This window comes from Methanosarcina sp. 2.H.T.1A.6, from assembly GCF_000979455.1.
Classification (GTDB): Archaea; Halobacteriota; Methanosarcinia; order Methanosarcinales; family Methanosarcinaceae; genus Methanosarcina.
Genome location: NZ_JJOY01000006.1, coordinates 115,232 through 138,351 on the forward strand (window position 1 = coordinate 115,232; position 23,120 = coordinate 138,351).

At 42.1% G+C, this 23,120-nt stretch carries 21 protein-coding genes and 1 tRNA gene; 17 read left to right on the top strand and 5 right to left on the bottom strand.

The genetic code is table 11. The features are described 5' to 3' along the window. Positions 1-2,242: 2,242 nt before the first annotated feature. The 9 genes from EO98_RS02540 (at position 2,243) to EO98_RS02580 (ending at position 11,134) form a co-directional block, all read left to right on the top strand. Positions 2,243-2,316: transfer RNA gene (locus EO98_RS02540), tRNA-Val, on the top strand. Between the two features lie 175 nt (positions 2,317-2,491). Further along, positions 2,492-2,812, top strand: coding sequence for a winged helix-turn-helix domain-containing protein (locus EO98_RS02545; RefSeq protein ID WP_235282998.1), 321 nt, complete (start codon positions 2,492-2,494; stop codon positions 2,810-2,812). A gap of 455 nt (positions 2,813-3,267) precedes the next feature. Continuing rightward, entirely contained in the window at positions 3,268-3,918 is a 651-nt protein-coding gene (locus tag EO98_RS02550; protein WP_048140650.1) for a flavodoxin family protein, read from the top strand. 101 nt (positions 3,919-4,019) lie between these two features. Beyond that, entirely contained in the window at positions 4,020-6,314 is a 2,295-nt protein-coding gene (locus EO98_RS02555) for a CDC48 family AAA ATPase (protein ID WP_048140648.1), read from the top strand. Between the two features lie 578 nt (positions 6,315-6,892). Beyond that, complete coding sequence (locus tag EO98_RS02560; protein ID WP_048140647.1) at positions 6,893-7,456, top strand: CBS domain-containing protein; 564 nt, start codon at positions 6,893-6,895, stop codon at positions 7,454-7,456. Positions 7,457-7,784: 328 nt separating this feature from the next. After that, positions 7,785-8,936, top strand: a complete 1,152-nt coding sequence (locus EO98_RS02565) for an alanine--glyoxylate aminotransferase family protein (RefSeq protein WP_048140646.1) — start codon at positions 7,785-7,787, stop codon at positions 8,934-8,936. A gap of 90 nt (positions 8,937-9,026) precedes the next feature. After that, positions 9,027-9,491: a riboflavin synthase gene (ribC, locus tag EO98_RS02570; protein WP_048135006.1), complete on the top strand. Its 465-nt coding sequence runs from the start codon at positions 9,027-9,029 to the stop codon at positions 9,489-9,491. A gap of 40 nt (positions 9,492-9,531) precedes the next feature. Next, positions 9,532-9,936 (top strand): 6,7-dimethyl-8-ribityllumazine synthase, encoded by a 405-nt coding sequence (gene ribH / locus EO98_RS02575; protein WP_011032198.1) that lies wholly within the window; start codon positions 9,532-9,534, stop codon positions 9,934-9,936. Between the two features lie 55 nt (positions 9,937-9,991). Further along, entirely contained in the window at positions 9,992-11,134 is a 1,143-nt protein-coding gene (locus tag EO98_RS02580) for a pyridoxal phosphate-dependent aminotransferase (RefSeq protein WP_048140645.1), read from the top strand. A gap of 72 nt (positions 11,135-11,206) precedes the next feature. On the opposite strand, the gene EO98_RS02585 is transcribed toward EO98_RS02580, so the two are convergent. Next, the gene (locus EO98_RS02585) at positions 11,207-11,662 is read right to left on the bottom strand and encodes an adenylyltransferase/cytidyltransferase family protein (RefSeq protein ID WP_048140644.1); all 456 of its coding nucleotides are present in this window, start codon (positions 11,660-11,662) and stop codon (positions 11,207-11,209) included. A 328-nt stretch (positions 11,663-11,990) separates the two neighbouring features. On the opposite strand from EO98_RS02585, the gene EO98_RS02590 reads away from it, so the two are divergent. Both EO98_RS02590 and EO98_RS02595 read left to right on the top strand, forming a co-directional pair. After that, complete coding sequence (locus EO98_RS02590; RefSeq protein WP_048140643.1) at positions 11,991-13,493, top strand: L-aspartate semialdehyde sulfurtransferase; 1,503 nt, start codon at positions 11,991-11,993, stop codon at positions 13,491-13,493. Positions 13,494-13,495: 2 nt separating this feature from the next. Continuing rightward, positions 13,496-13,882, top strand: coding sequence for a 4Fe-4S binding protein (locus EO98_RS02595; RefSeq protein WP_048135013.1), 387 nt, complete (start codon positions 13,496-13,498; stop codon positions 13,880-13,882). On the opposite strand, the gene EO98_RS18130 is transcribed toward EO98_RS02595, so the two are convergent. Then, positions 13,865-14,029 (bottom strand): hypothetical protein, encoded by a 165-nt coding sequence (locus EO98_RS18130; protein WP_156160990.1) that lies wholly within the window; start codon positions 14,027-14,029, stop codon positions 13,865-13,867. The two genes, EO98_RS02595 and EO98_RS18130, sit on opposite strands and share 18 nt — an antisense overlap. A 349-nt stretch (positions 14,030-14,378) precedes the next feature. On the opposite strand from EO98_RS18130, the gene EO98_RS02600 reads away from it, so the two are divergent. Then, positions 14,379-15,191, top strand: coding sequence for a DUF166 domain-containing protein (locus EO98_RS02600; protein WP_048140642.1), 813 nt, complete (start codon positions 14,379-14,381; stop codon positions 15,189-15,191). 73 nt (positions 15,192-15,264) lie between these two features. Here EO98_RS02600 and EO98_RS02605 read toward each other — a convergent pair whose 3' ends face one another. Then, positions 15,265-15,987 (bottom strand): AIM24 family protein, encoded by a 723-nt coding sequence (locus tag EO98_RS02605; protein ID WP_048140637.1) that lies wholly within the window; start codon positions 15,985-15,987, stop codon positions 15,265-15,267. Positions 15,988-16,199: 212 nt separating this feature from the next. Between EO98_RS02605 and EO98_RS02610 the strand changes: the two genes are divergently transcribed. Further along, entirely contained in the window at positions 16,200-16,562 is a 363-nt protein-coding gene (locus EO98_RS02610) for an Mth938-like domain-containing protein (RefSeq protein WP_048135022.1), read from the top strand. A 190-nt stretch (positions 16,563-16,752) separates the two neighbouring features. On the opposite strand, the gene EO98_RS02615 is transcribed toward EO98_RS02610, so the two are convergent. After that, positions 16,753-17,652: a mechanosensitive ion channel family protein gene (locus EO98_RS02615; RefSeq protein ID WP_048140635.1), complete on the bottom strand. Its 900-nt coding sequence runs from the start codon at positions 17,650-17,652 to the stop codon at positions 16,753-16,755. Positions 17,653-17,871: 219 nt separating this feature from the next. Here EO98_RS02615 and EO98_RS02620 point away from each other — a divergent pair, with 219 nt between their 5' ends. The 4 genes from EO98_RS02620 (at position 17,872) to EO98_RS02635 (ending at position 22,222) form a co-directional block, all read left to right on the top strand. Next, positions 17,872-19,149 (top strand): hypothetical protein, encoded by a 1,278-nt coding sequence (locus tag EO98_RS02620; protein ID WP_048140633.1) that lies wholly within the window; start codon positions 17,872-17,874, stop codon positions 19,147-19,149. A gap of 294 nt (positions 19,150-19,443) precedes the next feature. Further along, the gene (locus tag EO98_RS02625) at positions 19,444-19,899 is read left to right on the top strand and encodes a transposase (protein WP_048140631.1); all 456 of its coding nucleotides are present in this window, start codon (positions 19,444-19,446) and stop codon (positions 19,897-19,899) included. A 214-nt stretch (positions 19,900-20,113) separates the two neighbouring features. Further along, positions 20,114-20,713, top strand: a complete 600-nt coding sequence (locus EO98_RS02630) for a hypothetical protein (protein ID WP_048140630.1) — start codon at positions 20,114-20,116, stop codon at positions 20,711-20,713. A 762-nt stretch (positions 20,714-21,475) separates the two neighbouring features. Further along, positions 21,476-22,222 carry a hypothetical protein gene (locus EO98_RS02635; RefSeq protein ID WP_048140626.1) on the top strand — a complete coding sequence of 249 codons (747 nt, stop codon included), beginning with the start codon at positions 21,476-21,478 and terminating at the stop codon, positions 22,220-22,222. 132 nt (positions 22,223-22,354) lie between these two features. Here EO98_RS02635 and EO98_RS02640 read toward each other — a convergent pair whose 3' ends face one another. After that, positions 22,355-22,957, bottom strand: coding sequence for an aminodeoxychorismate/anthranilate synthase component II (locus EO98_RS02640; protein ID WP_048140624.1), 603 nt, complete (start codon positions 22,955-22,957; stop codon positions 22,355-22,357). Positions 22,958-23,120: the final 163 nt, after the last annotated feature.

A 23,120-nucleotide genomic window follows, 5' to 3' on the forward strand; every position in this document is an offset into this window, starting at 1 on the left:
GTTCATTTTTCATAATTTTTCCTGCTCTCGTTTTTCTGAAAACCGCTTTAGTTACTCAAACACGTATTTTTGAAATTTTCCAAAGTTTTCAACCTTTTGCCTTCATTGAAAACTTCCAGCAGCCATTTTCCGAAGTTTCAGTTGAGATAATAACTGCAGATTTTCGAATAATTCTCTAAAAACGATATCAAGAAAAATGTTATTTTTTTGAAGACATCTGCGGAAGGTCGGGTACTTTATCTCGTTCAGTTTCAAAAGGATGCCGACACATGTTTTTTGTGGGTTTGACAGCATGTGTATTTGAAACTATTATACACAAATAAGCAACCATACACAAATAAACAACCCGACTAAACAAATACACAATCCTGGCTACTGCAAAAGAGGAACTGAGGTTTTATGTGAGCGGAACCAACTGGGTTGACTTTGAATTAAAGAAGAAGTTGTTGGTGTGTTTGGGAAGTTTGGATTGGAATCCGCTCACAAATGCAAGTATACAACTTTAGTTATAAATACTTATTTAATATATTTAGTATATTCTCTTGCCTGCCTGATTCAGTGTTCCTTTACATGTAAAACTCTTTTTATTTTATTCTTTCGAGTTACAGTTATTTCAAAAGGTTCCCAGGTATTAAACCTGTAATCCGTATGATAACAGTTAAGATTAGTTAAGATAAGTTGAGATAAATTGAGATAAGCTGGGATAAGTTATGATAAGTTAAGATAAGTTAAGATAAATTGAGATAATGCAGGCCTTATTGAGATCACATATGGTAAAGTTAAGAAAAGTCTAAAAAAGTTAAGAACTGTTAAGATAATTATCTTATTTTTAAATAAAGTTGAGAGAAAAAATCGTGAGAAAAGTTTGTGAGCGGGCTTGGGGAGTTGGGGGAATAGTTGGGGGAATAGTTGGGGGATATGGGTTTGGGGTTATACTATGGAAAAGAGGCCCGCTCACTTAGCATGAGTAATATTACATCCTATAAATAGCTTTCTATAATATACATTATAATTTATAATTACAGTTTTATAGTTACTAATTTCTCAAACTGTTCTTCTCAATAATGTTTTTCTGGAACCTGTGCAGTCAGATAATGGGTCTCAGGGTAAAAATATGTGCAAAATAAGAAATATAAAGCCTTTAACAAAAAGAGTAAATTAAGTTATTACTTGTAGTAATTGTTGGACAGTCTGGCTCGTTCAAGCAGATTAATTTACGGGCAATTAACAATGCTTTTCGGTCGGAGGTTGATTTATTATCTTATTTCCGTGACAGCATTTCCATTATTAATAGAGTTTAAAATAGAGTTTATTAATAGAGTTTAAAATAGAGTTTATTAATAGAGTTTAAAATAGAGTTTATTAATAGAGTTTATTAATAGAGTTTAAAATAGAGTATTACCTGGTATTATCCTGAAATACGCCTGAATCGCCCTGCAAAACTGGCTTGACTTCTATGGTCATTTTTTACAAGCCTATCAATAGTATCCTGATAATAGTATCTTATTGACAGTATCCTGATGATAGCATAATATGATAAGATCACATAAACAGGTAGCAATATAATTCGTATGAGCGGGTTGGGGAGTATGAATTGGGGTGTTGGGGGGTTGGGGTTATCTTACAAAAGAGAGACCCGCTCACATATTACATCATGTTAATCTCGTATAAATATATTTTGCTTGTATGAATTCTGATACAAAAAATGCCGAAAGAATACCTGTAAACGGTGGGGATTTTCATACTTTCAAAGCAGTAACTTTATATTTTCCATTTCAGTTGTTTCCAGTTCTCTCTCCGAAAAATATAGGTCAATAATCCCCCTAAAGTGGGAGGCCTGTTTCCGCAAGCCTTGATTGATCAGCCAAAGTCTGAAATCAAAAGTCCTGAGAGGTAGGGGCGACGTGTTACACACAAGAAGCATGTCCAACATTGACAAGATGAGACGTTTTTCCAAAACCGTGTTACTTGCTACGGAAACTCGTTTCCAAATCAGAGTGAATAAATCCAATAAAGTGGAATAAATGCCAGAAAGTTGACGGAATCCCTCCTTAACTGAAGTAATGGGCATCCAACCTTAGAGATTGTGAAATTATAGGTGTATATAAATATCATCCGTCTAAATAAATTTTCAAACCCTTCTCCGAACAAAAGACATATATATTACTAGTGACTTGTTGACTCTGCATTTCAAGCAACTGCTTGTAAGGCAAGCATTTAAATGATGTAAATGTAGCAAACTGGGCTCGTGGTCTAGTCGGTCATGACATCGCCTTTACACGGCGGGGATCCTGAGTTCGAATCTCAGCGGGCCCACTAATCTTTTTTAAGTTTACTCAGATTTTAAAACTGGGTAGTTTTTTTATATAGTAACGTTCATGTTTGTATAATTGTGTATTAACCGTATGTTATTTTTTCGATTTATAACTTAATACTTTATATAATACTGATATTGTTATATAGAAAGGGAAACGATAAAGACTTAGAATCTTTGTTACCTACAAAAAGATACGCTTTAATATATTTTGAAAGCGTTGATTCTTACAAAGATTATTCTGAATCTACAGTGGGGGAGGAGTCAGTATTGAAGAGAAGGAGCAGGACAGATATTGCAGTAGATATTCTAAGAGTAGCAATGAATGGGGCAAAGAAAACACATATCGTTTATGAGGTAAATCTTAACTTTAACATTGCTCAGAAATATCTGGAAATGTTGAAAGAAAAAGAGCTTATAAAACACGAAAACGGTGTTTTCATCACAACTGATAAAGGAAAAGTTTTCCAGGAAATGGCTAAAGAACTTAAACTCTAATATTTTTCCTTTTTCCATTTCTATCAGGATTTACGCACTTGATATATGAAATCATGTGCATATGGTTTTATCAGCAATCATGTGCATATGACCTTATCAGTATTACTGTGATTTATACCGTTAAATGGTTTCCGCTTTTGTTTTTCAGTTCAACTGCGTAATTCCTATATAGGATTTTATTTTGTTTTCATCTTTTTTCTTTTTATTCTACTATTCCGTTTTCCAATTTTCTATTTTCCTTAATCTATGAGTCTATTTTCTCATCTCTTTTTATCGAAGACTAAGTAGCGTCCCCCTCCAGGAGAATAAAAGATGAATCATGACTCCAGAAGGAAACCGGTATCCTGGCAGTAAATCCATAATAAGGTTTGGTGAAGTAATAATCTTTCTGAACATTTATACGTTTCCGTATATATAACGGCATTTGGAAACATATATACTATGGCGATGATACTATGGCGATGAGGGTGCTTTTTTTGAACTGCACACTGAAAAAATCACCTCAGGTATCGAACACCCGTGCTCTTGTTGACAAGGCTGTGATTATTTTTAAAGAACTTGGTGTTGAGAGTGAGGTCATGAGGGTTGTTGACTACAATATAGCTTTCGGGATTTCCTCCGATGAAGGAAACGGAGACGAATGGCCCTTTATACTTGAAAAAATAAAAGCCTGTGATATCCTGATAATAGCATCTCCCATCTGGTTCGGCGTACGCTCTTCGGTGGCCCAGATGGTCCTTGAAAGGCTGGACGGGACGTATATGGATGGGAATCCCGTAACAGGGCAGTATCCCCTTTATGGGAAAGTGGCAGGGGTTATAGTCACCGGCAACGAAGATGGAGCGCACAATGTTGCTGCAACCACACTCTTCAACCTGACCCACCTCGGATGTACTGTGCCTCCCAATGTTGACTGCTACTGGGTTGGTGATGCAGGCCCAGGACCCAGTTACATCGAAGCCGGAGGGGAAAAGCACCTTTACACGAATCGGACAGTAAGATACATGGCACATAATCTTGTGTACTTCGCCAGGCTTCTCAAAGAAAACCCTATCCCTACAAACTTAAAAAAGCTGGATGAGGAGGCAGAGAGGGTAAGCGACTGAAGCCAAACCAGCCTGAAAAGTCACACATTGATCTTATTTTTTCAAAAAGCCGTATACTTTTACAGAGGGGAATATTTTACTATGGAGATGGAGGGTGTTATTTGACTGAGGGAGATAAATCGATTGTAAAACTTAAGGTTGCGGAAGCCGATCAACGGGATGTCGGAAAAGGAATTGTCCGAATTGACGAAATATACAGGGAGAAACTGGGTCTGAAACCCTTTGATGTTGTGGAGATCAAAGGTGGAAAATCAACTTCTGCCCTTATAGGCCGTCCTTATCCCAGTGATGCCGGGCTTGATATTGTCCGTATGGACGGACTTATCCGTACCAATGCAAAGACAAGTATAGGGGAATATGTGGAAATCCGGAAAGCTGAATGGAAAGAAGCAAAGCATGTGACCCTGTCTCCCGTTACGAGAGGCATGCAAATCTATGCTCCCAGTGAGACCCTCAGTGCGGTCTTCATGAACCGTACGGTTTCAAAGGGGGACTTTATCTCCACCACCAGCTTAAGGAGGTCCAGGGAGAGGGACACTTATAGCAAGGGGCTCATGTTCGATGACTTTTTCCAGGACTTTTTCGGACAGGGTTTCGGCCCCTCGTTCGGGCTTGGGGAAATCAAGCTGCAGGTTATTTCCACTTCCCCTTCGGGGATCGTAAAGATCACGGACATGACCGAAATCGAACTCCTTCCAGAAGCCGTGGAAATTCCTCCGGAACAGACCATTCCCACTGTTATGTACGAAGACCTGGGCGGGCTCAAGGATGCCATTACAAAGGTCAGGGAAATGATAGAACTCCCTCTGAAACACCCTGAACTTTTTGACCGGCTTGGGATTGACGCTCCAAAAGGGGTGCTGCTCCACGGTCCTCCCGGGACGGGCAAGACCATGCTTGCAAAGGCAGTTGCAAATGAGTCTGATGCCTATTTCATTTCCATCAACGGCCCGGAAATAATGTCCAAATACTACGGGGAATCTGAAAAAGCGATCCGTGATCTCTTCGATGATGCCGAAAAGAATGCCCCTGCAATCATCTTTCTGGACGAGATAGATTCCATTGCCCCAAAAAGAGCAGAGGTCACAGGGGAAGTAGAAAGAAGGGTGGTCGCCCAGCTTCTTTCCCTGATGGACGGCTTAAAAAGCCGCAAGAACGTGATCGTGATAGGTGCAACAAACCGCCCCGAAGCCCTGGACCTTGCACTGCGCCGCCCAGGCCGGTTTGACAGGGAAATAGAACTCCGGGTCCCTGACACCGAAGGCAGGCTTGAGATTTTCCAGATCCATACCAGGGGTATGCCTCTTACCGAGGACGTAAACCTCAGGGATCTCGCCCAGATTACCTATGGGTTTGTGGGGGCTGACATTGCGGCACTCTGCCGGGAAGCTGCCATGAGTGCTCTTCGGCGTATCCTCCCAAAGCTCAACCTGAAAGAACCCCAGATCCCAAAGGAACTCCTGGACACCCTGCAGGTCACAAGAGCAGACTTCGAAGAAGCCATGAAAGAAGTCCAGCCCTCAGCCATCCGGGAAATTCTTATTGAGATCCCCAATGTCAGCTGGAACGATGTGGGCGGCCTGGAAGATGTAAAATGCCTCTTAAAAGAAGCTGTGGAATGGCCACTTAAAAACCCTGAGTCTTACCGGGACATAGGAGTGGAAGCTCCAAAAGGCGTGCTCCTCTACGGTCCTCCGGGCACTGGAAAGACTCTTCTTGCAAAAGCCATTGCCCATGAATCCGACGCCAACTTCATCACAGCCAAAGGAAGCGACCTCCTCTCCAAGTGGTACGGGGAGTCCGAAAAGAGGATTGCCGAGGTCTTCATGCGGGCAAGACAGGTTGCTCCTTCCATTGTCTTTCTGGACGAACTTGACTCTCTTGCTCCCATACGCGGGATCTCCGCAGGAGAGCCTCAGGTTACAGCCCGGATCCTTAATCAGCTCCTCTCCGAAATGGACGGGCTCGAAGAGCTCCGGGGTGTAGTGGTGATTGGCGCAACCAACCGTCCTGACATCATAGACCCGGCCCTGATCCGTCCAGGGCGCTTTGATGAGCTTATCCTTGTGCCTATCCCGGATAAAGGGGCCCGGAGGGAAATCCTCAAGGTCCATACAAAGAAGATGGCTCTTGCAGAGGATGTGGATATTGAAGAACTCGTTGACCTGACTGACCAGTACACAGGTGCAGATCTCGCAGCCATATGCAAAAAGGCAGGAAGGTATGCCCTGCGCGAAGAAATCCATGCAAAAAACGTCAAACAGAAACATTTCCTTAAAGCGATTGCAGATACAGGGCCTTCAGTTACTCCGGATACCATGAAATATTATGAAGCTATTAAAGGCGAACTGAGAACCAAGAAGTCCAAGGAAATAGAAAATCCATCTTATATCTAAAAATGAAAATATAACATATCTATTTTTTATCATTTTCTTTTTATTCTTTTTTATCATTTTCTCTTTTATTCTTTTTTATCATTTTCTCTTTTATTCTTTTTTGCTTTCTATTTTTAATCTTTTCGAATATATTCATTGCACATCAAAAATTATTCTATTGATATTGATTTTAATATTTTTAATACATGAACATACCACCTTTTGTAAAACTGAAAAACACAATCAATAATCAACAATTAAATAAAATGGAGTCAACGACTTTTGCTCATATTATATCTAATAAGATGCCGATTAATATTGATTTTTATGCACTGAATAGTTCCCTTTTTAATATTGATTTTATATTGATTTTATTTTATAGTTCTTTTTTCTTTATTTTCTATTTAATATTCTTTTACTGTCTTTGCATTGTTCATTGTTTAAAATTGATCCTTTTTAGATTTTGTTCTTTTTTTAAAACCTATTTTACAGGTTTTTTCTGATTGGTATTTCGTGTTCCCGAAAGCAATTTATATATCTACTCTTTAAATAATGTTAACCAATGACATTAAATACCATAATTACTATCGGTAATATATATGCAGCTTCCAACACCCGAAGATCTTAAAAAAAGACGAAATGAACTCGGGCTTACCCAGAGCGACCTGGCTAAAAGGGCAGGTGTCAGTCAGCCTCTTATAGCCCGTATCGAATCGGGAGATGTAGACCCCAGGCTTTCAACGGTCAGGAAAATCCTTAATGCTTTTGAGGAGGCTGAAAAGGAGCAGCAGATCATCATAAAGGACCTGATGCATTCCCCTGCAATTCATGTTTCTCCTGAAGACTCGGTAGAAGAGGTGGTAAACCTTATGCATATTCATGGTTTTTCACAGATTCCCGTGCTTGAAAGGGGTATTCCGGTTGGAAGTGTTTCGGAAGATATGATCATAAAACTGATGGGCGAGAGCAAGAAAAAATCCATCTCTCAGTTGAAAGTTTCAGGGATAATGGGGGAGGCGTTCCCTACAGTATCTCCCGGAATATCGATCTCAGTAGTTTCGCATATACTGGAAGGAAACCCTGCTGTACTTGTTATAGAAAAAGGAACAGTCATTGGCGTTGTAACAAAACATGACGTGATGAAGCTCCTTCAGGAACAATAACCGGAATCCGTTTTCCTTTAAGCCGAAATCTGAGACCGAACGTGGAAAGCACATGAATTATATACTAGGATTCATTTAAACCTGAATCCTTAATCTAATTCAGTGCTCAACCTGTCTGAAATGGCCGAATAAACATGGCAAATGCTGTCGAAAAGGTATCAGGGCATGAGATACTGCAGAGCCATCCTGGCACACCGTATCATAAAGATATAACCCTGAATTATTTCAGGACTACATGATTGAAAATTATAGAGTTTACATAAATTCCCTTTATATATAGAAAACAAAAACCGATTAAATCTTTGAAAAAGTGTGGAGTCTTATATAAATGGATCTGGAAGATACCCTTCTCATGATGCCTGGTCCCGTACCTGTCGCACCCAGAGTCCTTAGAGCAATGTCAAAACCGATGATCAACCACCGGAGTGCTGAATTTGCCGCAATATATACTGATTGCAGGGAAATTCTTGCTGACGTTTTTCAGACAAAAAACGACATCTTTTTGCTCAGTGGTTCCGGGACTGCGGGAATGGAAGCTGCAGTCGGGTCTGTGGCCGGAAGAGGGGATAAAGTTATTGCTATAGAAAACGGAAAATTCGGAGAGCGTTTCAAAGACCTTGCATCCCTCTATGCCGAAGTGGTGCCCCTGGAGTTTGAATGGGGTCTTCCTGTTGACCTTGAACAGGTTAAGGAAAAGCTCGAAGAAGGAGCAAAAGCCATCACCCTTGTCCACAACGAGACCTCTGCAGGTATCATGAATCCTGCTGCAGAAATAGGCAAACTTGCAAAAAAACACGATGCTCTTTTTATTATGGACGGCGTAACCTCCCTTGGGGGAGATGTAGTCAAAGTCGATGAATGGGGCGTTGACATTGCAATAGTTGGTTCTCAGAAATGCCTTGCAGCTCCACCGGGAATGGCAGCTGTTTCCGTAAGCGAAAAAGCCTTTGAGGTTATAACTGGCATGAAGAAGAGGCCCTACTATAATGACCTTAAGGCATATAAAAAGAGCGGGGATAAACCCAAGCCGGAAACACCTTACACTCCTGCTATTCCTCTATTTTATGCTCTTCAGGAAGCCCTTCACATCGTTAAAGAAGAAGGCATGGAGGCAAGGATTAGAAGGCACACGACTCTTTCCGAAGCCGTAAGGGCAGCAGCCGGCGCAATGAACATAGAGATGTTCCCTCAGCTTAACGAGTACAGCCAGTACTCCAACACCATCACTGCAATGAAATCTCCTGCAGGGATTGATGGGGAAGACATTAAAAATGACATGAAGAAGCGGGGCATTATTATAGCTGGCGGGCAGGAACGCTTGAAGAGCAAGATTTTCAGAATTGGAAGCATGGGGAATGTAACTGCAAGGGATGTTCTTTCCACTATCCAGCAGATGGAAATCGTGCTGAAGAAGCGGGGTTACATTGACAGCGTGGGAGCAGGCACAGAAGCTGCAACACGCGTTATTGATAGGTTATGAGAGGATTTAAAAAATCTTTCATAACCAAAGTTTATAAACGTTTCAGGAAAACCAGAAGAATATTAACCATTAAATTCCGATCGGATTCACATGCCCACAATAGGAATTGCAGATACCACGTTTGCGCGCTATAATATGGGACGTGCAGCAATCGACGAGATACAGAATAACGTATCCGTAAAGATTAAAAGGGTAACCGTGCCTGGGATAAAGGACCTTCCGGTAGCAGCCAAAAAGCTTATTGAAGAAGAAGGCTGCGATATCGTAATGGCCCTTGGAATGCCTGGCAGGGAGCAAAAAGACAAAATGTGCGCTCATGAAGCCTCTCAGGGCCTTATCATGGCCCAGCTCATGACCAATACCCATATTATCGAGGTCTTTGTCCATGAGGATGAAGGAAAAGACGAAAAAGAACTCGCTTTTCTCATGGACAAGCGGACCCGGGAACACGCCTTAAACGTGATAAAACTGCTCTTCAAGCCGGAAAAACTGGTCAGGGAGGCCGGTACCGGTCAGAGGCAGGGTTTTGAGGACGCAGGTCCTTTGAGAATGTGAAGCGACTTTAAGTTAAAAACAAGACTGGAGACCTTACTAGATGACTATTAGCCTAGGATTTGTTGTAGCTGAATTTAACAGGGATCTGACCTACCAGATGGAGCTGCTTGGAAGAGAGCATGCGGAATTCCTGGGGGCAACAGTTAAAGAGACAATTCTCGTGCCAGGAGTCTTTGACATGCCCCTTGCAATCAAGAAGCTCTGCCAGAGGGAAGACATTGATGCAGTGGTTACCATAGGGTCGGTAATCGAAGGTGAGACCGACCACGACCAGGTGGTTATGCAGCACGCCGCAAGGAAGATCATGGATCTTTCCCTTGAGTTCAACAAGCCAGTAACTCTTGGAATTCCGGGTCCGGGTATGACCAGGATGGCTGCTCATGAACGTGTCGACTATGCTAAAAGGGCAGTAGAAGCTGCAGTAAAGCTGGTGCGGCGGCTGTGAAGTTCCTTGATGCTTCAATAAGCTAGCAAAAAAGTAACAAAGCAGGACCATTCCTATGACATCCGCAAGGCTCAAGCGTGTAGAAGAATCCGCAACGATCAGGATCTCCAACATTGCAACCAGAATGATTAAAGAGGGTACAGACGTTATCAATTTTAGCCTTGGCGAACCTGATTTCGACACCCCTAAAAACATCTGCGATGCTGCAGCAAAGGCTATGTATGAGGGAAAAACCCACTACGCTCCTTCTGCAGGCATTCCGGAGCTAAGGGCAGCTATTGCCGAAAAACTGAGGACGGAAAATAATCTGGATGTGGCCGAAAAAGATGTGCTGGTCACCCCGGGCGCAAAGCAGGGGATTTTCGAAGTGATGATGGGGGCCCTCGACGACGGGGATCAGGCCCTTCTCTTTGATCCTGCCTGGGTAACTTATGACGCCTGCATCCGTTTTGCAGGAGCAGAAACTGTCTGGGTTCCTACGGTTCCTGAGAAAGGTTTCCTGCCGGACAATTTCGCCGATTACATAAATGATAAAACAAAGCTCATTGTTGTAAACAGCCCGGGCAACCCGACAGGCGGAGTATTCGGGAAAAAGACCCTCAAGTGCATTGCCGATCTTGCAATTGACCATGACCTTCTGGTAGTCTCAGATGAGATCTATGAGAAAATCATCTATGACCGGGAACATATCAGTATTGGCAGTTTTGACGGAATGCAGGAGAGAACCATCACTGTAAACGGTTTCTCCAAGGCATATGCAATGACTGGCTGGAGGCTTGGATACCTTACAGCTCCCCCTGATATCTTTAAACTTCTACAGAAGATCCAGTCCCACTCCGTAAGCAGCGCCACTACCTTTGTCCAGTACGGTGGGCTTGAAGCCCTTCAGGGCCCTCAGGAAGGAGTCCAGGCAATGGTTGACCGCTTTAAGATGCGCAGGGATATCCTCATCGACGGGCTGAATAAAATAGGACTTGAGTGCAAAAAGCCAGACGGGGCCTTCTATGCCTTTGCCAATGTGAGCGAGTTTGGAAACGGGACCAAGGTTGCTGAAAGGCTCCTGAAGGAAGCTCATGTGGCAGTGACCCCGGGAATTGCTTTCGGGTCTTCCGGAGAGGACTTTATCAGGATTTCCTACGCAACATCCATTGATAGAATCCGGGAAGCTCTTGACAGGCTTGAAAAGATATTTACATAAAACACTATTCCGAAGCAACCTTTTTAAAAGAGATCAAAAAACGTTTTCTTAATAAAGACGGTATGGGTAAATTTACCCATACCGTTTAAGGACCTCTTTTATGATTGCGCCGGTACTGCAGAGGGGACACTCCTTTGAAAATGGAACCCTTACTACTTTTGCAGGGAGACCTCTTTTAGTAAGTTCTTTTTCCAGAGGTTCAATATCAAAATACTGATCGTAACCCAGGGCAACTATGTCCGGCTTTATCTCTTTCAGGGGTTCGAACATGTCTGTTTCACTGCCAAGAAGGGCTTTGTCCACCGTTCCAAGTGCATTTACCATCTCAAACCGCTGCTCCTCAGGAATTATTGGTTTCGGCTTATGAGTCACATTGGAATCCCTGGCAATAATGACGAAGAGCTCATCTCCAAGAGCTCTTGCCTGGGTCAGGAAATAAACATGTCCCGGATGCAAAATGTCAAAAGTTCCGGTAGCAAGTACACGTGTCAATAAATCACCTGATCTCGGGTAATATCCTGCAAGCATAAGAAACTTACTGAAAATAACCCCACTTCCTGACTTTAAGAATTACATTTTATTCAACCTGTATATGGTGTGAACGATTATTGCTACTTTAAGAAATAGCCTTTGTGGAAATATAGTCTTAATTACCATAAGTAATATATATGACTCTCGATTATGACTATCGATCATTGGAATGAAGATCTGACAGCGATAGTCTTAAAATAAATGATGCAAAGCCAGAACTTTTCACCTATTCCGGAAGTGGCTGTTACTCCGGGATTATCACAAGTAATATATAATTCTGGCAAAAATTACCATCTAGATAAATTTGTACTAAGAGGAAACCCGCATGGTTGAAAAATCGGTTCATGAGATCAATAAAAAAATTGAAGATGGAAGCGTCAATGTAGTCACAGCCGAGGAAATGGTCGGGATTGTTGAAAACCTTGGCGTGGAAGGTGCCGCAAGAGAAGTGGATGTGGTCACTACAGGCACTTTCGGAGCCATGTGCTCTTCAGGTTTGATGCTTAATCTAGGTCATTCTGAACCTCCAATCAAAATTCAGAAAGTCTGGTTCAATAATGTGGAGGCATACAGCGGGCTTGCTGCTGTTGACGCTTACCTTGGAGCTGCCCAGATCTCGGACACACGCGGGATACAGTATGGTGGAGCACATGTTATTGAAGACCTGCTGAGGGGAAAAGAAATCGATGTGCATGCAACTTCCTATGGGACAGACTGTTACCCCAGGAAAGTACTTGATACGACAATCACCCTTAATGACCTGAACGAGGCAGTCCTTCTCAACCCCAGGAATGCCTACCAGAAATATGCTGCTGCAACAAACAGTTCAAAAAGGATTCTGAACACCTATATGGGAGAGCTTCTTCCCAACTTCGGGAATGTAACCTATTCCGGAGCTGGAGTGCTTTCTCCTCTCTCAAATGACCCCAGCTATGAAACTATCGGGATGGGTACAAGGATTTTTATGGGCGGAGCCCAGGGCTACATTATCGGAAACGGGACCCAGCACTCCCCCTCCGGCGGGTTTGGGACCCTCATGCTTAAAGGGAACCTGAAGGAAATGAATCCTGATTATTTAAGGGCTGCTTCTTTTACAGGCTATGGGACAACCCTTTATATGGGAATTGGAATTCCGATCCCTATTCTTAATGAAAAACTTGCAGCCTCAACTGCAGTGCGTGACGTGGACATTATGACCAGTGTCCTCGACTATGCTGTGGGCAGCAGGGATAAGCCTGTGATAAAGCAGGTAAACTATGCCGATCTCAGATCAGGCTCGGTGCAGATTGATGGAAAGGATGTTCCGACCTCCTCCCTCTCAAGCTTCAAGAACGCAAGAAAGATTGCAAATGAACTTAAGGAATGGGTAAAGCACGGGAACTTCTTTGTCAGCATGCCTGTGGAAAGGATTTGCTGTGAAGGCTCGGCAAAATCCATGAAACAGACTCAGGCAGTACCTCTCGTAAAAGACGTCATGTCCGATTTTATTGTAACAATCAAAAAGAACCAGACGGTTCAGGACGCTGCAAAGAAAATCTGGGAGAACTCCTTCAACCACCTTGCTGTGATTTCGGATACAGGTGAACTGGTAGGAATCCTGACCGCATGGGATATCTCAAAAGCCGTCGCCGAAAACAGATTTGATTCCGTAGAAAGTGTCATGACGAAAAAAGTCCTTACCTGTGCCCCGAACGAACCTGTAGATCTTGCAGCTCGCAGGCTGGACCGCTACGGCGTTTCTGCAATGCCTGTTATCGATGCACAGAGACAAGTCCTCGGAATAATCACCAGTGACAATATAAGCAAACTTCTTGCAAGGAGGTACTGAGCGTGAAAATAAAGATCAGCATCCCTACGGAAAGGATCCATAATCCCATTATCTCCGAGTCCATTATCGAAACAGGAATCCTGCTTAATATCATGGTCGCTAATATCGACTCGACTTACGGAGAACTGATTGCAGATGTGAAAGATTCCAGGTTCGACAAGATTAAAAATGCTCTCGAATCAAGAGGGGCAATAGTTGCAATTCTGGACCGGCCCATTCACAGGGATGAGGAGGAATGTGTTGAATGCGGAGCCTGCATCTCCGTCTGCCCGATGAAGGTTTATGCTTTTGATGAGACCTGGGGCCTCTGCGTGGACGAAAAGAAGTGTATCCAGTGCGGCATGTGCATCAAGATGTGCCCGCACGGGGCTTTAAAACTTGGAGAATGAAAGAAAACCGATCCGCGGATTTTTCTTCTTTTTTCTTCTTTTTTTCACCTTTTCTTTTTTTCTATCTTTTCCTTTTTCCTTCGATTTTCCTTTTTTTCTATCTTTTCCTTTTTTCCTCACCTTTTCCTCTTTTTCTACCTTTTTCATCCTTCCCCCGGTTTTCAGCTTTTTTTATCCGGCATAGAGCGTTCATACAGGAGTATAGTTGTGGATACCGATATCTATTTTGAAACCCTCCTTATTTATAGATTGAAACAAATAATTATGATGTATAGTAAGATGATTACAGGTGAAAGTCATCTGCTGTTGGAAGTATATGCTGTCTCAAGCACCTTCCGTCAGAACTGCATTTTAAAAGCATATCAGCAACTCCCGCAAAAGCAGATTTTTTCTCTGTATTTTTTCATTCTGAGAGACAAAACAGGCGGGGGAATCTTTACAAAGAAAGTGAATTTGCATAGTGCCTTTGGAATCCTTGAAAAAGGGGAGCAAACCTATGAGAATCCTTGTACTTTATACAGGCGAACTCGGAAAAAAAGTTATCCAGAATCTGATAAATCCGTCAAGTTTCTGCGTGTCGTGCGGTGAGCTCTGCAACCACTGCCGCCAGGCAAGGAAATCTTATGCAAACCTGATTGTGGGAATCCATGAGTTTCCGGACGACCTGCCTTCATTTATTGAAGAGCCCGCCCAGTTCCTGCCTCCAAAGCTTCCGGAGTGTGATTTGATCCTTGCTATAGGGATCCACCCCGACCTCCTTGCAGCCCTTCCGGAAGTCGTGCAGAAAACGGGGGCAAAAGCCGTAATTGCACCTGCTGAAGACTCAAAGAAGACTCCTACCGGTGTCCTTGAGCAGCTCAGAAAAGAACTCGAAGCTACAGGTGTTGAATTCGAGGCTCCAAAACCCTTCTGTGCCCTTGAAAAGACCGGAAAGCCAATTATAGATGCTTTTGTGGACCTTGGTTTCGGAAGGCCGGTGCTCAGGATCGAGATGAGCCCTGACGGGAAGATGTTCATAGGAGCAGGCGTAATCCGGGATGCCCCCTGCGGCTCAACCTGGTTTGTCGCAAAAAAGCTCGGCTGGACCGATCTTTCGGGATACAAAGAAACCGTCTCAGGAGCCCATCACTCCTATCCCTGTACCGGAAGCATGGACAAAGACCCCCAGATAGGGGATACTATCCTGCACAAAGCCGGATATATCATCAGGGAGGCTGTGGAAGACGCAATGGAATGTGCAAAAATAGAAAAGGACAGGCTTTCGACAACCTGTGGCGATGAAGTTCAAGCCCTGGCTTCTGAAAATTAATACGGAAAAGAAGAAAAGGCACAATTTTTTCCTTACCCTTTCTTATTTTCCGGAGTAAAGGATCTGGTTTGGGTTAGGTGTAAATTACGTTTGAAACTCTTTTTTCGGGCTGCGCCTGGAAATATACCTCTTCATAAGGCTGGACAACTACAAATCCTTCTCCTCTGAAAACCATCTGGACGGATTCTCCGCTGCTTTTTCCAATGAGAGTTTTCAGGGAGATATCGGTTTTTATCTCCGGCTCAAGGTTTCCTGACCAGGCAACTGTGACGCTGGGGGAAGTTAAGACCGGACGTTCTTTAGTTACCCTGAAGGTCAGAGGATCATGGTGGGTGGTGATGGCAACCATACCGGTTCCTTCAAGTTTTACGTTGTAAATCTCATTGTCCATCACTCCTGAGAGCTTTCTCATCATCTTGATATCCCAGTTGATAGAGTTTTCAATAGCCAGGATGTCGTTACAGTTTGCGAAGATGGAGTCGTTTTCAAGTTTCAGAATTGAGACCTTCTTCCCTTTGTCCGCAAGGTAGAGTTTTCCCCGTCCTTCTGCTTTTATGAGGCTGATACCTTCTCCTGCAAGGGATATTTTCACGAGCTTTCCAAGCCCGTGTTCAAGGCCTCCTTCCCGCATAAACCTTATGTCTCCTGTGTATGCTACCATGGAGTCCATTTTTGTCCATACCATGCCGTTGAGGTTTACCTCTAGCAGGTGTTCTCTTTCCAGTTCAAAAACTCCCTGCCCAGGGGCTCTTTTTCCTGTGTTTTTGATAAAATCTTCTAACGAATGGCTTCCCATCGTTTTTTCACCTCTGGTCATATTTGTATTTTTATTATTGTGTCAATGTTTAATATTTTCTAATAAATATAAATAAGTATTCCTGTATTCCTTTCAACTAAACTGATGTGAGTTTATGTATCCGGAGCAAACTTCCTGTTATTTATATGAAGCGTGCTAAACAATTGTAAAATATAAAATCTCGTTTTCAGTTTTAATTTCAGGAGGTAGCCATGAAACCAAAGATTGATTCCACAAGTTTTGGTTCGATTACTGTAGAAGGAGAGACTTTTGATTACGATATTCTCATCCGCCTCGACGGCAGAGTTGAAAACCGGGAGAAAATGCTTTCAAAAGAAAAGTACGGAACCTCTCATAAAATATCTCTTGAAGAAGCAGAGCATATTTATGAGGAAGGGACAGAAAAAATCATCATAGGGACCGGGCAGACAGGGTTTGTGAAACTTTCGGAGGAAGCTGAAGACTTTTTCACGGGAAAAAAATGCGGAATAGAGCTTTTCCCGACTCCCTGGGCAGTTGAACGCTGGAATGAAATCGAAGGCAGAGTCTCTGCAGTGTTCCATATAACCTGCTGAGAAACAAAGACCGACAATTGACAGGCAATTTTAACAAATAAGGCCGGGCTGTCTGGATTTTTGCTGAAGCAGCCCTGCCTTACGGTAAATTCCTGTAACTGTATTTTTTCTGCATTTTATCCAATTATTTGAATTTTTTTGGCCTTTTATCCAGCTATCTGCATTTTTTCTGTATTTTATCCGGTTATAATTACTCAAATGCTTTTATTCCAATGCTTTTTGCCTGAATTTCACTTATTTCCGTTTTTATTTCCTTTACATGTACATCCATCTGAGGGAAGGGAATTTCAATTCCTTCTCTTCTGTAAGCCTCAAAGACCCCGGCGGTCAGATTATTCTTTACAGCCGCAAAGTCCCCGGTTTTTGTCCAGGCCCTGAGCTGCAAATTTACGGAAGAATTAGCAAGCTCGGTAGTTACCACCGCAGGTTCAGGATCCGGGAGTACAAGAGGGTGCCCTTTCATAAGGTCGAGAGCTATCTTGATAGCTATTTCAATGTCTGATGAATAGCTTATGCCCACATCCACGGAAGCCCGTCTTGTAGGCATGCGGGTCATATTGACAATGGAACTTCCCCAGACAAGCTTATTCGGGATTGTTATAAGCTGGTTGTCAGGGGTCAGGAGTTCTGTCGACATAATCCCAACTGCTTTTACTTTCCCCGTCTGTCCGTTTACTATTACCATCTCTCCCATGTCAATAGGCCTGATTGCCGCAACCCATACTCCGGCTGATAAGTTCGTAAGGGTGTCCTGCATCCCCAGGCCCAGAACCAGACCTATTATCGCAGAAAGCCCTACTACAAAACTATCCACATCAAAACTCAGGCTCTTCAAAAAGGCCAGGATAACTATCACATACAGGAGGATGCTCAGAAAATGTGCCAGAAACTGAGTCGTAAGGTCAGGTAGTTTTGTTTTCTGTATTCCTTTCCTGAAAATATAAACAAGAAATTTTACTGAAATAAATCCTCCAATCAGCACTATTATTGCGAAAATCAGCCTGGATACTGTTATATCAGTATACGGAATCATCTGTTCTATTATTCCATTGCTTATTCCATCAATTCCATTGCTTATTCCATCACCCATTTTTTATTTCCCTCGCTTTTTAACACATATAGGGATTTAAGAAATATACCCCAAATAACTGCGTCAAATAATTAACTTTACCAAATTATTTATCCTATTAAATTATTAATTATTTTAAGTATTAAACCCTAACGAGTTCTAAACCGTATAAAATTATTAATCTATAGATTTATTGGCTGCATATATTTATTAAACTCATCAAATTCAGGAAGGCCTAAATTGAAGTGGATCAAAAAGCTCTTCGGAAAACAAGAAAGCTCTCACGAGAAAATTATTTTCAGTGAAGTTAGTTTTGATGAACTGCCCGCATTGCTGGAAGAGAGTTCTCAAAAAATATCTTCTGAAATAGAAAAGGATGTCTCGGGCCTTTTCAGAAAGCTTGAAGTTGCGATTTCTGAGCTTAAAGAAAGCAATTCCAGGCTTCTGGAAGCAAAAGTTGAGGGAGATTTTGACATAAGGGCTGTAAAACGAGCAAAGAGCAACCGGGAAAATGTAACAAAACAGGTTGGAGTCTTCATAGATAAATTAGGAGTTATGGAAAATACGGATTTCAAGGCCCTTAAAGGGTTTCATGAAGCAGCTGTGCAGAATCTGGACACCTGTCTTGAACATATGAACCAGAGTTTCCGATACACCAGGGCTGTCTTTCCTCAGGAGTCAAAAGACGTTACTGAAAGCCTTGGCAGGTTGGGTCAGGTCCTTAATGAGCTAAGGGAAACGATTCGGGGACATAAAAGGGAAATGGAAGCTATTGAAGCAGCTTCTACAGGCATGAAAGATATTCAGGAATTATCTGCCTCAATGGAGGCTGAAAACCTGGAAATCGAATCTAAAAAACGGAAAATCCAGACTTTAAAAGATGAAATTGCCAGAACCGGTCAGGCTCTCGAAGATTTCAAACAGGGAGAAGCCTGGCAAAATCTGCAGAGCCTTCAGGGAGAATTAGATATTGCCAGAGACAGGCTCAAAAAAGCCGAAACAGGCCTGAACTCCCTTGTCATTCCTTTTTCAGGCAACCTCTCAAAGATAAAAAAACTCCATGAAAGCAGCAGGTATACTTTAAAGCCAGAGGTAAAGCAGCAGCTTGATATCTGCCTTGAAGCTCCTGTAAACCTTGACCCTTCTTTTTTCCCGGAGCTTCAGAAGGTTTTTGAGGATCCTGCCCTTGACATACAAACCCAGAAGAAAGAAAAAACCCTGGCACAGGTCAGATCCGCAATTTCGGGCTTTGATGAGAAGAAAAAAGAATATGTTGCAGCTCAAAAAGCGTTTGAAGCAAAAAAAGCCGAACTCGCAAGCTCGGATACCGGAAAACTTGCCGGCCTTGAACACAAGGAGGCAGAACTGCTGGCAAGAGCCCGCCTGCTTGAAGAAGAAGTTGAAAGTACCGAAAAGAAATTGACTGTTTTAAAGGAAGAACTTAAAAGTAGAGAAGAAGAGCTTCAGTCCAGTGTGACCGTAATTGACAGCAGCGTAAAAATTCAATTCCTGCCCTGAAATTCAAGAATTTATACTATTATCAGGAGAACCTGAATTTTATAGGGGATTTTTAGAGAAATCCCCCTTACCTGAGAAATACTTCCATTGACCACAAATTACTTTCCCAATCTAATTTTCTATCTCTTCTAGGTTTTGCTTTTTTCCTGTTGTGTTTATTTCTGGCTTTCCTCTTCTTTTCCTTTTCTGCAGAAAAGACCACTATTCTGCGTCGAGTGTGACAAGACATTTCGGTAGAGCGAATACGGTTGTACGGATCAGAAATATCTGTATTTAGGTCCTTCGTTGTTTTGTGTGGATCTCCTATATGAAATTAAAGAACACGCTGATTGTGCCAGAAAACAGGGTACTAAAATAGATGAAGATACGATCAAAACATTCATAGAAAAGTATCATTCAATACTAATAAAAGGATTTGAAGACAATCCTCCACCTGAAATATCAAAAGACGATGAGGTTAAAAGAGGAAGACAAGCGCAGAGTAAGGCAAAAAATCTTCTTGATAGACTTGCAAAGTATGAAAAAGAGATCTTGAGGTTTGCTATGGATCTGAGAGTTCCTTTTAGCAACAACCAGGCAGAAAGAGATCTCAGGATGATAACAATTCAACAAAAAATATCAGGAAATTTTAGAAAACAATATGGTACGGATGTATTCTGTAGAATAAGGGGATACATATCTACACTAATAAAAAATAAAATGCCTGTTATTAGTTTACTTCATGCGGCGATTGAAGATGTACCTCCCTAACCCTGAATAGATACTTCTTTTCTTTAACTTATTTTGTATTCCCTTTATGAGTTCATATCATTTCAAATCAAATATTATTAAACAAGATTTTTATTCCAATTACAGTTTTTGCAGTCCGGTTTTTAATTTAATGAATATGTACCGGTAAAATACGAAACAGTAATAACCTGTGGGTTCATAAATTGTAATAACGGCTTGAAACTGGAGGCTAAATTTGCTTTTAACAGAAGAATTCCTTCTGCTTGAGCCTGGACTTGAGGCTGTTAGGGCTCGAGAAGAGGCTCAGCTTTTCAGGGTAATAGATGAATTGGGTGAGCTTGGGATGAGATTTTTTTCAGGTCGGCTCTCGCAAGGGGTAACAGGCGAGACAATCGCGTGCATAAAATCCCTGGGGATGGCTGCGGCTGAGGAAAATATGACAGATGGTGTTCTTAACGCGGCAGCTTCCCTCGGGCTGATCGGGCAGGAAGCAGCAAGAAACGGGGCTAATGAAGCAGTGCTGGAGACTGCTCTTGCTCTTAAAGCTCTGGGGGAAAAAACAGCTTACATGGAAACGATTTTTTCTCTTCGGCTGATAGCTATCTCCCTTAAAGAAGTCGGAAAAGAGGCGGTCAGGCAAGGAATGGAAAATGAGGCTATAAAAAGCCAGTTTTGTTTAAAAGAACTCCATAATTCTTGCATAGGCTCGGAAAATGAATTTGAAACCTTCAATGAAGATTTTTTTTCTTTAATCAGGGATATTGGAAGGTGCGCTGCAGATGAGGGTCTTGAAAAAGCTGCAATAAATGCCGCAGCCCTGATGGAAGATTTTTAATTTACTCTAAAAGATCTTATCTAGATACTGTAAAAGAAACTCTTTATTCGTTTTTAAATCCGGACTAAATACAGAGGATACTCCTTTCGTTTTTAATGCCTACCCAATACATTATTATTTAGATCCCGGTACAAAAATAATTTAGTCTAATAGGGGAAAGGTAAGGAGTTGAACCCTTTCCCCTGCCATGGAGGTTATGTTGTTTGTACTCACACGGGAAAATATGCCAGAATCCCGGATGAGTTTTTTATTTGTATGATATATATTATGTAAGAAATGTATTTAACTCTTTTCCTTTAATGATAATGTAGGACTGTTTGGATTAATTAGTCCGATATCTTTTCAGAGAACCGAATAGATAAACCATATATAAAAGCCAATGACTCTCTAAAATCATTTGTATATAAAATAAAGTTATTGCCTCACTTTTAAATAAATATTCAGTCTTTTATTAGTCGGTCAATATAATTCGGAATATCCGTAAAGGCACCTCATGTCTTTTTTCCTGCGCTTTGCAGAGCTGAAGCCGGCCTTCCACCCAGATCAGTATTTCTCTTGACCCCGAAAATCGTATTTAAATCTATAGTTTATAGGACACCTCCACCAGCTTGCCTGGCAGCCGGTCAAAAGAAATAAACGCCTGAAAACTCTTTATAAATTTCCAAAAATATAGGAAGACTAATATCAGAGTATACCGATATAAATAATTTAATTATTAAAACCGGCATTTATAACAGGATTTGACTGGAAAGGGGTTTTAACATGTTCTCATTGAACGAACAAAAAGCTATTGAACTTGGAGAATCTGGAGAAAAAGCTGTAAGGGAACAAAATGAATATGACGCACTCCAGTATATTGAGTACCTTCGGGAATTCAGCGAAGAGCTGATAATGGCAAACCTGGAGACAGATTTAAAAAGGGCTATAATCTCACTCCGGAATATAGGTAATAAAGCCGTCCAGAAGAAGATTGATACCGTTGCAACTAATACGATACAGGTCCTTAAAAGCCTTGCAGAACCTACGCTTGAGAAAAACCTTTCAAATGCCATGTGGTCTTTTTCAAAAGCTGTGCAGGAGATAGGGAAAGGGGCAGTGCAGTTTCAGATGCTTGAACCTGCAAAAAATGCAGTGGAAGCACTCGAAGCTATAGGATCAGGGGCCGTTGCAAAGAGAATGGAAGTTGTAACCCTCTGGACTACCCTGGTACTTGAGGAGATGAGTTACCTGGCAGACAGGCAGCAGCTCGAAGACCTCAGCAACATGGCAAAAACTGCAAGAGAAGGAATTATAAAGGCCTCGGAGGAAGGGAAGTTCGTTACAAGGGAACAGATCGAAAAGTATCCTCAGCTTATCGCCCAGACAGTAGGTGAATTCGCAGAGCTTCAGAACCTTCAGCCCGCAGGTTACGAAGGCAGGCCCAATGAGGAATTCACAGAAGATGAATTTTTCGAAGAAGAAGCCGAGGAAGAAGAACCTGAAGCCGGAGCTTCTGAAAAGGAAAAATAACAACTATGTGGGTTAGACTACCAGTGGGTTAGCAAAGTTATCAGCTAACAGAATTATTAGCTAACAGAATTATTAGCTAACAGAATTATCAGCTAAATAATACAGGCCGGGCAGAAAAAATTTAGGGCTGTTTTAAACAGCCTGCTGTCTTTTTTTAAAGTTCTTCGATATTTCCAGAAATCTTTCTATTATTTTCAACCCTTCGGGAGTAAGCACGGACTCAGGGTGGAATTGCAGGCCGTAGATAGGATATTCTGCGTGTTCGACTGCCATGATGGTCCCGTCTTCTGCTCGTGCAGTAACCTTTATTCCGGGAGCCGGTTTCCCAATCTCAAGTGAATGGTAGCGACCTGCTTCAAATTGCTCTTTAAGTGTTGTAAAGAGCGCCGATTCAATGTGCAGGACCCTTGAACTTTTTCCGTGTACAGGTCCCACTTTACTTCTCCCTACAGGTCCTCCGAAGGCTACGTTGATTGCCTGGTGCCCCAGACAGACTCCCAGAAGAGGGATTTCCCTGCCCATTTCCCTGATGATCTCCAGGCAGTTTCCTATGTCCTTCGGGTCCGAAGGATTTCCGGGTCCGGGAGAAATTACCAGGGCATCAGGCTTTATTTCTCTGAGTTCTTCTAAGGTTACTGTGTTGGGAAGGACCAGGGTATCTTTTTCAAAATACGAAATGTAATCTACCAGGTTCCACACAAAGGAGTCCTTGTTGTTAATGAAAACAATCTTCACTTGAAAACACCTCCTGAAGCTATTTCTTCCGGATTTTTACTTCCCGGAGTTCTTTTCCCTGAATTTCCCTGCCCTGAAATCTCCCTCATTAAATGTATTTCCATATATCTCATCTCAAATTTTCATATATCTCAAACTTTCATATGTCTCAAACTTTCATATG